Consider the following 11,259-nt stretch of genomic DNA (forward strand, 5'->3'; position numbering starts at 1 on the left):
GCGGTTTTTACACCACCAAATCATGGCACCTCACCGCCGAACTGGCCCAACCACCTTCACCGGCACGAGGACAGCCTAGTGGCAACAATGTTCACCGCCTTCGTCTGCTGGACAGCAGGCTGCGTAAGGACTTTCTGCGCCCAGTGCCACTGGTCTGTGGGAATGTTCCCATCCCTCACGTCCTTCTCCGATAGACCCAAGGCCCGTGCACCCGACAGCTGCAGCCACGCTCGGTAACGCCCTTGGTCGGCCGTAGCCCACGCCGGGATCTCGGCGTTCTCCCGTTCCAGACATGGTGCCGTGGCAAGATCACTCGTCAAGGCCCCCAGCAGGTCGTCCGGAGCTGGGGATGGTTGCCCAAGATAGATGTACGCGTCTCGGCCATCACGCGAACGCGATGATGCGGAATCCGGGGGGCTGACCTCGGTGATGACCTCGGGCAGTGTAACGCCTGCCTGACGCCAGACCGGAACCACTGTGGCCACAACGGTCTTGAACCTAGCCGCGGCAGGCTCATGTTCGGGCCACACACAGACCTTTACCTTGGCCACCACGTCACAGTGCAAACCATGGGTTCGCGGCGCGATGGGATCGGGGCCCATCCCCCGAACCATGCTGGCACCACCCACCAGGCCACTCGCGACCAGAACGGCCACTAATCCGGCGACCATACGAGGACCGGGACCCACGGCACGACCACGTGTCCACAACACGAGGAGACTTGCCGCCAGCACGCTGGCGAGCACCGTCCACGTCGCTAAAATGGCACGCCACGACAGCGTGCTGTTGACGCCGCAACATGAGGGCCAGCCTCCGGTCAAATGTCGCATCCACAAGGTTTCGCTGGCTGGAAGCATGATGAGCCACAAGACCGGAACCGTGAGACTGAGCGGCACCGACAGTGCGGGACGCACAGCGACTCCGACCGCCATTCCAGCCAAGGCCCACACCCACACAGTGCCGATGGTCGTCACGATGACGGGCACGGCGTCAATGCTGGTGAACGCCCCGTCACGGATGAAGATCACTACGTCCAAGACGGTGGGAACAACCACCGCAGAGGCCCATGGGGCTGCCATGATCGCGAACCGAGACCGACGCGCTACTCCGGATAGCACCCCACCCGTTTGGAGTCGATGACCTTCCCAGGCACCGGCAGCACATGAGAGCGCAGCGACAAGCAGCAGACTGTAGGCGTCGCGGGTGGCTGATGCGAGGGCGTATCCCTGGGCGGCCGGAGCGTCGAAGTATGTCATGGAGGTGAGAGCCATGACCGGTGCCAACCAGATGCCTGGTGAGATCCGGATGCGCGTCAACCAGGTCATGCCCGCTCCGATCCGACGAGGCCAAGGTAGGAACGTTCGGCGCGATTGGGACCCGGTTCCGAAAGATTGATGAACTCATCGGGCGTTCCTGCGAAGATGACGCAACCCTCATTCATGACGACCACACGGTCGTAAAGGTCCTCGATGTCATCGACCAGATGGGTTGACACGACGACGACTTGGTCTCCAGATGGCACCGACTTGAGAACCTCTCGGAAGGAATGGCGTTGGGCTGGGTCGAGACCTGCGGTTGGCTCGTCCAGCAGGAGAACCTGCGGGTTCACCACCAAAGCTTGAGCAAGACCGACACGGCGTAGCTGTCCTCCTGACAGGCGCGAGGCCCGCGAGGACGCCTTGTCAGAGAGATTGACTGCTGCCAGTACCCCCACGGCTCGACTCTGCGCATCTCGACGCGACAGGCCCGCTAGCCAGCCGGAATAGGCCACCTGTTCATCGACACGGAGTCCGGGTATCGGTGGGACATCCTGGGGCATGAGTGCGACCTGTGACCGTGAGGGCGACACGGGTCCTGGGGAATCAGGCAGGATTACCCGTCCAGCAGACGGTTTAAGGATTCCTGCCATGATTCGAAACAACGTCGACTTCCCAGCACCATTAGGACCCAGAAGGACAGTTTTCCCGCTATAAAGCTCACAGTCGAACCCATGGAAAATCTCACCGTGTCGACCATAGGAAAAATAAACTCCTTCGATCGTCACTTCAGATTCCAGCAGTGCGCGTTTCATGGCACTCAGCACTCGTGAAACATCAATAGCTGATCGTCATCGAGGGGAGCGACACCACTGAGCCGCCATCAATCCCCTCCACCGTCAGGTGATAGTCACCAGCAGGCTGTATTCCCCAACCCGTGTGAGTAGCTGAATACTTGCACAGCAGCGCCTTATTCCCTCTTGCAATATCTGGAAGAACCCACCTATCCTTATGCAAACCCCAAGTGATGGATTTCGCGGAACACTTACCATTGTGCCAGACAATCGTTTTAGCATTATCGTTTGCATTGTCGTGCCAAGACCGCGTTTCAAACCCCACTCTGACGCTACCGAGATGCGATTTGAAACTACCTTCAGCAAACGCTGGCACAGAAATCGACCCCAAGTCACATCCGGCGATCACAGCCGCAGACATGACCCGTCCAATTTTATTCTGCATAATCTCTATATCCTCTCAACCTCGAGAAAACCATGGACTTATCTTGTGTTCCGATGTCAGCATACCCTAACTCGACTGGTCAAGAACGTGGCACAGCCCCGTCTTTGGTGTCCAACACCCCGGCCACGAGACCGGTAGCCCAATCGAGCAGTTCCTGACCTGCCAGAGACTGCCCCCCGATCCGCGCGGTAGTCGGTTTGGGAACCATGACAAGCCCAGCCGTCTCCTTGACCACTGACCCCGGATACAGCCTCTTGAGTCGCATCACGCGCGACTCCGGCAAATGGACCGGGAAAAACCGGATGTTACGTCCCGACGGGACCACCTCGTGGATACCTGCCCTGCGACACATGAGACGGAACCGAGCCACCCCGAGGAGGGCCTGTACCGGCTCGGGCATCGGACCGTAGCGATCGACGAGCTCGGCGGCGATGGCGTCGACCTCCTCGTCGCTGCGCACCTCGGCCAACCTCTTGTACATCTCCAGACGAAGCCGCTCGGTCTCGACGTACTCAACTGGCAGGTTGGCGTCGACCGGGAGTTCGATGCGCATTTCGGGTTCGTCGGCGGCACTGGCGTCACCACGGAACTCCGCGACGGCGTCACCCACCAGACGGATGTAGAGATCAAATCCGACGTCAGCGATGTGACCGGACTGCTCGCCGCCCAACAGGTTTCCGGCGCCGCGAATCTCGAGATCCTTCATGGCGATAGCCATACCGGCACCCAGATCGGTATGGGCGGCCATCGTCGCCAGGCGATCGTGGGCGGTCTGGGAGAGCGGCTTGTCAGCCGGGTAGAGGAAGTAGGCATAGCCACGCTCACGGGAACGGCCGACACGCCCGCGCAACTGGTGTAGCTGGGACAACCCCATGCGGTCCGCGCGGTCGATGAGCAGGGTGTTGGCCGTGGAGATGTCGATACCCGACTCGACGATGGTGGTGCAGACCAGCACATCGGCGCGACGCTCCCAGAAGTCCACCATGATCTGCTCGAGCTGCTTCTCGTTCATCTGGCCGTGGGCGGTGACGATCCGTGCCTCCGGGACGAGCTCGCGCAGTTTGGCCGCCGTCTTCTCGATGGACTGCACCCGGTTGTGGATGTAGAAGACCTGACCCTCACGAGCCAACTCGCGACGGATGGCCGCAACCACCTGACCCTCGTCGTAGGGACCGGCGAAGGTGAGCACCGGATGACGCTCCTCCGGCGGCGTGGCGATCGTGCTCATCTCACGGATACCGGTCACCGCCATTTCCAGGGTGCGCGGGATCGGGGTGGCGCTCATCGCCAGCACGTCGACGTTGACCCTCATGCGCTTGAGGGCCTCCTTGTGCTCGACACCGAAGCGCTGTTCCTCGTCGACGATGACCAGGCCGAGATCCTTGAACTCGACCTCCTTGGCCAGTAGGCGATGGGTGCCGACGACGACGTCAACCGTGCCGCGCTTGATCCCCTCCAAGGTCTCGCGAGCCTCGGCATCGGTCTGGAATCGAGACAGGGCCGCGACCTTGACCGGGAACCCCGCGTATCGCTCGGTGAAGGTCTGGAAGTGCTGCTGCACCAAAAGGGTAGTTGGCACCAGCACGGCCACCTGTTTGCCGTCCTGGACGGCCTTGAAGGCAGCGCGCACCGCGATCTCAGTCTTGCCGTAACCGACGTCGCCACAGACCAGGCGGTCCATCGGGACGACCTGTTCCATGTCGTGCTTGACGTCGGCGATGGTGGTGAGCTGATCAGGGGTCTCGACGTAGGCGAAGGCGTCCTCCAGCTCCCGCTGCCAGGCGGTGTCGGGGCCGAAGGCGTGGCCCTTGGTGGCCTGCCGGGCGGCATAGAGCTTGATGAGTTCAGCGGCGATCTCACGGACCGCCTTGCGGGCACGAAACTTGCGCTTGCGCCAGTCGGCGCCACCCATCCGGTCCAGACTGGGAGCATCACCACCGACATAGCGGGTCACCTGGTCCAGAGAGTTGACGGGGACGAAGAGACGGTCGCCGGGCTGACCCTTCTTGGAGGGGGCGTACTCGATGACGAGGTACTCGCGGGTAGCACCACCGACGGTGCGCTGCACCATCTCCACGTATCGGCCCACACCGTGCTGCTCATGGACGACGAGGTCGCCGGACTTGAGCTCAAGCGGCTGGATCTGATTGCGACGGCGTCGGGGCATGCGCCGCTCGCCACTGACGGCTGGGTCCTGGGAGTCAGCGAGGTCTCCGGTGGAAGCCACCAACAATTTGAGGGAATCCGCGGCGAAACCATGACGCTGATGCAGCCGGACGACCTGGACGCATGGCTCGGTGATGTCGGCGTCGACCTCGTCGACCAGCTTGGCCGCGACGTGATGTTCACCGAGCAGCTCCGCCATGCGCTTGGCGATGCCCTCACCCTCGGCACACAGCACGACCGTCCAGCCCTCACCGAGTCTGGTGGTGAGATCCTTGACGGCCGCCTCCACGTCTCCGCGCCACGGTTCGACAGCCTCCAAGTGCGGGGTGACGGTGTGCGGGGCGGTCGTGACGTCGTCGTCAGCGAGAACATCCGTAGCAGGGTCGTCCAGGGCGAAGGAGGACATCGACCACCACGCCATGCCGCGCTCCAGGCAGTGGGCCCTCACGTGGGACAGGCTGCGGTACCCCGAGGCCGCCAGGTCGATCGGGGCCTGGCCACCACCGGCGGCAGCCGCCCACCCGGCTCCCAGGAATTCTTCGGAGGTGCGGACCAGGTCCGCTGCCCGGGAGCGCACCATCTCGGGGTCCGAGAGGATGACCATGGCGTACTCGGGAAGGACGTCGACGAGCAGCTCCATCTCGTCGACCAGGGCTGGCATGAGGGCCTCCATCCCCTCAACCGCCTGGCCGTCGGCAATCCGCTCCAGCATGTCCGCCAGCTCGGGGTGGTTCGGCAGCAGCGTCTTGGCCCGGGAACGGACCTCATCGGTGAGAATGAGCTCGCGGCACGGAGTACACATGAGCTCCTGGTGGGTTTCGTCGGTAGATCGCTGATCAGCCACCGCGAAGGAGGTCATCTCCTCAATCTCGTCACCGAAGAAATCGATACGAACCGGGTGCTCCAGCACCGGCGGGAAGACATCGACGATGCCGCCGCGTACCGCGAATTCGCCTCGGCGTTCCACCATGTCAACCCGACTGTAAGCAGCGTTGACGAGCTCGGTCGCCAGCACGCTGAGATCGTGCTCCTCCCCCACGGCCAGGCGCACCGGCTTGATGCGACCCAACCCAGCCACCTGGGGCTGAAGCAGGGATCGCACCGGGGCGACGACGATCTGCGGCACCTCTCCCTCAGTGCCACACAACCGACGCAGCACCTCCATCCGTCGACCAACGGTGTCAGTGCGCGGGCTCAACCTCTCGTGGGGCAGTGTCTCCCAGGATGGGTAGTAACAGACGTCATCGGGGCCGAGCCACGTCTCCAGGGTGGCCACCGACTCTTCAGCCTCCCGGAAGGTGCTCGTCACCAACAGCACCGGCAACCGTCCGGAACCAGTGAGCGCCTGGCTGAGCACAGCCGCCACGGCCGGACGGGCAGACGGAGCCACCTGCAGGTCGAGAGTGGGGATACGCCGGGTCAAAGCATCCTCCACGGACTGGGAGAGCACCGGCTCGCGGGAGAGAAGGGAGATCAATCCGCCAGAAGTCACCAAAACAGGGTACGTGGTGGCACCGACAGCTACCCGCCCGTCACGTTCTGGGCTGTTCTCCCTGGCCCACCAACCCATAGCATGACGACGTGAGCACCCCACCGATCCAGTACCCAGTCGTCCCCAAACCCGTTCGACGCGGCGGAGTCCTGCCGATGATCATCACGGTTCTGGGAGCGATCGTCATCCTCCTCATGGTGGCCGTCATCAGCACAGGATCGCCGGCATATTTCATCGTCGGCACGATCCCCTCGACCGTGGCCCTCGTCATGTGCCTGCTGTGCTACCGATGGCTCGACAAGTGGGAGCCGGAGCCCACCCGTCTCACCGTGATGGCATTGATCTGGGGCGGGTCAGCGGCCGTCATCTTCTCCATGCTCGTCGAGGCAGCCATCCCTGCCAGTGACTTCGGCACCGCCGCCATCGTCGCGCCACTCGTCGAAGAGTTCGCCAAGGCCTCGGTCTTCGTGCTGCTCATCACTGGAGTGCGCAAGCTCGAGCTCACCTCTCTGACCGACCACATCTTTTACGCGGGGGTGTGCGCCCTGGGCTTCGCCTTCGTGGAGAACCTGGGGTATTTCGCGACCGCCGAGGGGACAGGAGACATCGTCGTCATGACCCTGGTGCGGACCGGGTTCGGCGTCTTCGGCCACCCGCTCTACACCACCGCGACGGCGGTCGGCGTCTGGGCCTGGCGCAACAAGGACGGATTCTGGAAGGTCATCTTGGGTTATCTCGTCGCCTGCCTGCTGCATGGTCTGTGGAACGGTGGCCCGACGCTCGTGGCAACCGCCATGGGGCTGGGTGTCAACGGCCAACTGACGGCAATGGTCCTCATCTACGTGGTGCTCTTCGTCCCGGTGTTCATCGGTACCGTCGTCATGACGACTCGTAACCGTCGCAAGGAGTCCGAGGCGGTTCGCTCCCAGCTCCCGCTCATGGTCGAGGCGGGCCTGGTGACTCCTGCCGAGGCGCAGATGGTCGCCGATCCGCGCAAGCGTCGCGCCGTGCTCGCTGATTCGGGCAAGCACGGTAGGGCAGCAAAGCGCAGCCAGGAACGGACCATCACTGCTGTCACGGAGGCCGCGCTCGCGCAGAACCGCATCGCCAAGGGTGAGGGCGGTCCCGAACTGGTGCGTCGACGTGACCAGCTCTCGGAATGGCTGCGGACCCGCCCCGACAAATTGGGCCAACTACCCTTCATGCCGCAGGTCCCACAGATGCAGCCTCCGGCGAATTGGTGAGAGTCAGGAATTGAAACGGTTCTGGGCCACCGTCAGCCCCTGGGTGATGATCGTCTCGACGGCGTCGGCAGCCAAGGCCACCTGAACGTCCATGTCAACGCGCTGCTTGGCAGGGACACGAGCCAATACCCAGTCGGCAGGGTCCTGACGGCCCGGAGGACGCCCGACGCCGACCCGCACTCGAATGAAGTCACCGGTGTGCACATGGGACCTGATGGACTTCAACCCGTTGTGTCCGTTGTCTCCACCACCACACTTGAGGCGCAGACGGCCAGGATCGAGATCAATCTCGTCATGGATGACGATGAGGCGGTCAGGGGTGATACCTGCGAAGTCCGCAACCTTGCGGACGGCGACCCCTGACTCATTCATGTAGGTGCGACTGCGCATCAGGGTGACGGTCTGGGTCTCCGAGGCCGGAACACCGAGACCAGCCGAGCCGATGCGGGTGCGAGCCAGCTCGGCCCCCTGCCCGCGGGCCGACGAGAGCTTCTCGCCGGCCCGACGGCACAACTCAGCGATGACGTCTGCCCCGACGTTGTGCCGGGTACCGTCATAGCGCGGGCCCGGGTTGCCGAGCCCGATCACGAGCCAGGAAGGGCTCACTCGTCCTCGGCCTTCTCCTCGCCCTCGGCGCCCTCACCCTCGGACTCCGCGTCCTCAACAGGTTCGGTCTCCGGGAAGACGACGGTGGCTGCAACGGCCTCAGGGTCACCCTTGAGGGTGGTGCCCTCGGGGAGCTTGAGGTCGCCGAGGTAGATGGTGGTACCGGCCTCGAGACCGGTGACGTCGATCTCGATGGACTCCGGGATGTTGAGCAGGTCAGCCTCGACCTCGATCTCGTTGAACTCGGTCATGGCGATGGTGCCAGGAGCAGACTCACCTGCGATACGCAGGGCGACGTTGACGTCAACCTTCTCGCCACGACGCACGGACAGCAGGTCGACGTGACGGACGAAGCCCTTGAGGACGTCACGCTGGACGTCCTTCGGCAGGGCGAGCTTGGGCTCCTTGCCCTCGATCTCGATCGACAGCAGCGGGTTCTCGGTACGCAGGGCGAGAAGGGTGGCGTGGCCCTCGAGGGTCACGTGGATCGGTTCGTGGTCGTGGCTGTACATGACGGCAGGGACCTTGCCGTCACGACGAATGCGACGGGCAGCGCCCTTACCGAACTCAGCGCGCTCTTCAGCCTTGAGGTGAATGATGTCTGCCATGGCAGTGTCTCCTTCTCGTTGACGTGAAACGGCTCGACGAGAGGATGCCCAATCGGGCGGCCAGTCGATCACGGACCTTGCGGTCCCTCGCCAAGCAAGGCCACTGTACGGCACGACGACGTCGTCCCCCAAATGCAAAGCCGCCCACAGCACAAGCGGTGCCATGGGCGGCTGAGCTCTCATGTCAGCGGAACAGGCTGGTGACCGACCCGTCCTCGAAGACCTCCTGGATCGCCTTTGCGATGAGCGGGGCGATGGACAACACCGTCATCGAGGGGATGTTGATGTCGTCACGAATCCTGAGGGTGTTGGTGACGATGAGCTCCTCGATCGGGGAGTTGTTGATGCGCTCGGCGGCAGGATCCGACAGGATCGGGTGAGTGGCGGCTGCGATGACGCGCTTGGCACCGTGCTTCTTGAGGGCCGAGGCTGCCTGGCACATCGTACCGGCGGTGTCGATCATGTCGTCAACGAGCAGGCAGGTCTTGCCCTCGACCTCACCCACGACCTCATGGGTGGTCGTCTCGTTGGCCTTGTTCGGGTCGCGACGCTTGTGGATGATGGCCAGCTGACAGCCAATCTTATCGGTCCACATGTCGGCCAGACGCACACGGCCGGCATCCGGGGAGACGACGACCATGTCGGAGTTGTCGTACTTGGAGGCGACGTAGTCGGCGAGCACCGGCAGGGCCCAGAGGTGATCGACCGGTCCGTCGAAGAATCCCTGGATCTGGGCAGCGTGCAGATCGACCGACATGATGCGGTCGGCGCCGGCGGCCTGGTAAAGGTCGGCCATGAGGCGAGCAGAGATGGGCTCGCGGCCCAAGTGCTTCTTGTCCTGGCGGGCGTAGGGGTAGAACGGGGAGACCACGGTGATGCGCTTGGCCGAGGCCCTCTTGAGGGCGTCGACCATGATGAGCTGTTCCATCATGGCCTCGTTCACCGGGGCGCTGTGGGACTGGATGACGAACGCGTCGCAGCCACGCACGGACTCCTGGAACTGCACGTAGATTTCGGAGTTGGCGTAGGTGACCTGACGCGAGGGGACGAGGTCGACGCCGAGTTCGGCGGCGATCTGCTCGGCAAGTTCGGGATAGGCCCGTCCTGAGCAGATCATGAGGTGCTTGTTGTTCGGACGGGTGGTTCCACTCACTGGTCAGCCTCCGGGCTAAGGGTGTCGTCTTGGCTGTCGGACGTGATGTCCGAGTCGGTGGCGGGAGCGGCGCACTCCCGGGAGAGAACGGATCCGACAACGACGGAGGATCCTGCAGTCACCTCGGAATCGTCGACGTAGGCCATGTGGGGTATGGCCGCCTCGGTTCCGACGTGGGTGTTCTTGGTCTCGACGAAGGCTCCGACCTTGGCGTCGCGGTCGAGGACGGAGCCGGGGCGGATGTTGGAGAACGGGCCGACGCGCACTCCCTCACCGACGACGGCGAGTGTGACCTCGGACCGAGTGACAGTGGCCCCTTCCCGAATCTCGGAGTCGGTGACGATGACATCCGGCCCGATGATGGCCGCGGAGGCGATCGTCGTGGCTCCGTTGAGGAAAACTCCTGGATACAAGGTGACGTCATTGCCGAGATCGACATCCGGCTGGATCCAGGTGGAGGACGGATCGATGACGGTGACCCCGGCGCGCATCCATGCGGTGACAACGCGTCGGTTGACCTCGGCATTCATGCGAGCCAGCTGAACCCGGTCGTTGACTCCCTCGGTCTGCCAGACGTCGTCAATACGGAAGGCGCCGACACGACCACGACCGGGGACCTCGATGGTGCCATCGGCAGCCATGGTGGCGACGTCGGTGAGGTAGTACTCACCCTGGGCGTTGTCGTTGGACAGCTTGGACACGCCGTCGCGCAGGGCCTCGGCGTCAAAGACGTAGATGCCGGAGTTGATCTCTCGGACGGCCCGCTGTGCCTCGTCGGCGTCCTTGTGTTCGACGATTCCGACGACGGCTTCCCCGTCACGTAGGATGCGCCCATATCCCGTGGGATCATCGACCTCGGCAGTGAGAACGGTGACGAGATTGCGACGCTCGCGGTGGACCTCGACCATCTGCCGGAGGGTTTCTCCGGTGAGCATGGGGACGTCGCCATAGGTGACGACGATCTCACCGTGAAGCTCGCCCAGGCCGTCAAGACCGCACGCGACAGCATGACCGGTGCCCTTCTGCTCGGCCTGAACCGCGGTGGTGACGTCGGGGGCGTCATCAGCCAGATGGGCCTCTACCTGATCGCGACGATGTCCGACGACCACGACGAGATGCTCTGGGTTGAGTCCGCGTGCCGCTCCTACGGCCCACGACAGCATGGGTCGACCGGCAACTTCGTGGAGCAGTTTAGACTTCGAGGACTTCATGCGGGTGCCACCGCCAGCAGCCAGCACGATGACGGCGGCCACTCCGTCGATCTCGGTTCGGTCAGTGGACGGGCTGGACGTCACGGTGCTCTCCCAGTTCGAATGCGGCATGCAGGGCCAACTGTAGCCGTCACGCGGTCGCACCGCACCGTGAGGAGGTACGACAGGGTAGATGAGCTCCCCGGGCAGGAGTCGAACCTGCGTCGCTGATCCTGATTCAAAGTCAGGCGGGCCCTGCCGGCAGACCAACCGGGGAACGCTCGGCAAACCGAGTCCCCCCAACC

At 63.5% G+C, this 11,259-nt stretch carries 9 protein-coding genes and 1 tRNA gene; 1 reads left to right on the forward strand and 9 read right to left on the reverse strand.

The window, feature by feature from the left end; all coding sequences use genetic code 11:
• Positions 1-56 precede the first annotated feature (56 nt).
• The 4 genes from ACSJJT_RS03825 to mfd all read right to left on the reverse strand — a co-directional run bounded on the left by ACSJJT_RS03825 (position 57) and on the right by mfd (position 6,231).
• Entirely contained in the window at positions 57-1,325 is a 1,269-nt protein-coding gene (locus ACSJJT_RS03825; RefSeq protein ID WP_435917082.1) for a DUF7224 domain-containing protein, read from the reverse strand.
• On the reverse strand, positions 1,322-2,044 hold the full coding sequence (locus ACSJJT_RS03830; RefSeq protein ID WP_435917361.1) for an ATP-binding cassette domain-containing protein: 723 nt from the start codon (positions 2,042-2,044) through the stop codon (positions 1,322-1,324). Before ACSJJT_RS03830 ends, ACSJJT_RS03825 begins: the two co-directional genes overlap by 4 nt.
• 49 nt (positions 2,045-2,093) lie before the next feature.
• Positions 2,094-2,471, reverse strand: coding sequence for a hypothetical protein (locus tag ACSJJT_RS03835; protein WP_435917083.1), 378 nt, complete (start codon positions 2,469-2,471; stop codon positions 2,094-2,096).
• A gap of 103 nt (positions 2,472-2,574) precedes the next feature.
• Positions 2,575-6,231, reverse strand: a complete 3,657-nt coding sequence (mfd, locus tag ACSJJT_RS03840; protein WP_435917084.1) for a transcription-repair coupling factor — start codon at positions 6,229-6,231, stop codon at positions 2,575-2,577.
• A gap of 26 nt (positions 6,232-6,257) precedes the next feature.
• Between mfd and ACSJJT_RS03845 the strand changes: the two genes are divergently transcribed.
• Positions 6,258-7,397, forward strand: a complete 1,140-nt coding sequence (locus ACSJJT_RS03845; protein ID WP_435917362.1) for a PrsW family intramembrane metalloprotease — start codon at positions 6,258-6,260, stop codon at positions 7,395-7,397.
• A gap of 3 nt (positions 7,398-7,400) precedes the next feature.
• On the opposite strand, the gene pth is transcribed toward ACSJJT_RS03845, so the two are convergent.
• The 5 genes from pth to ACSJJT_RS03870 all read right to left on the reverse strand — a co-directional run bounded on the left by pth (position 7,401) and on the right by ACSJJT_RS03870 (position 11,231).
• Positions 7,401-8,003 (reverse strand): aminoacyl-tRNA hydrolase, encoded by a 603-nt coding sequence (pth, locus tag ACSJJT_RS03850; RefSeq protein ID WP_435917085.1) that lies wholly within the window; start codon positions 8,001-8,003, stop codon positions 7,401-7,403.
• On the reverse strand, positions 8,000-8,611 hold the full coding sequence (locus tag ACSJJT_RS03855) for a 50S ribosomal protein L25/general stress protein Ctc (RefSeq protein WP_435917086.1): 612 nt from the start codon (positions 8,609-8,611) through the stop codon (positions 8,000-8,002). The genes pth and ACSJJT_RS03855 overlap by 4 nt, the downstream gene beginning before the upstream one ends.
• Positions 8,612-8,795: 184 nt before the next feature.
• The gene (locus ACSJJT_RS03860) at positions 8,796-9,764 is read right to left on the reverse strand and encodes a ribose-phosphate diphosphokinase (RefSeq protein ID WP_435917087.1); all 969 of its coding nucleotides are present in this window, start codon (positions 9,762-9,764) and stop codon (positions 8,796-8,798) included.
• Positions 9,761-11,059 (reverse strand): bifunctional UDP-N-acetylglucosamine diphosphorylase/glucosamine-1-phosphate N-acetyltransferase GlmU, encoded by a 1,299-nt coding sequence (gene glmU / locus ACSJJT_RS03865; RefSeq protein WP_435917363.1) that lies wholly within the window; start codon positions 11,057-11,059, stop codon positions 9,761-9,763. The genes ACSJJT_RS03860 and glmU overlap by 4 nt, the downstream gene beginning before the upstream one ends.
• Before the next feature lie 93 nt (positions 11,060-11,152).
• Positions 11,153-11,231, reverse strand: a tRNA-Gln gene (locus tag ACSJJT_RS03870).
• Positions 11,232-11,259 lie beyond the last annotated feature (28 nt).

The sequence above is a fragment of the Cutibacterium nasicola genome, from assembly GCF_051303185.1.
Taxonomy (GTDB): Bacteria; Actinomycetota; Actinomycetes; order Propionibacteriales; family Propionibacteriaceae; genus Cutibacterium.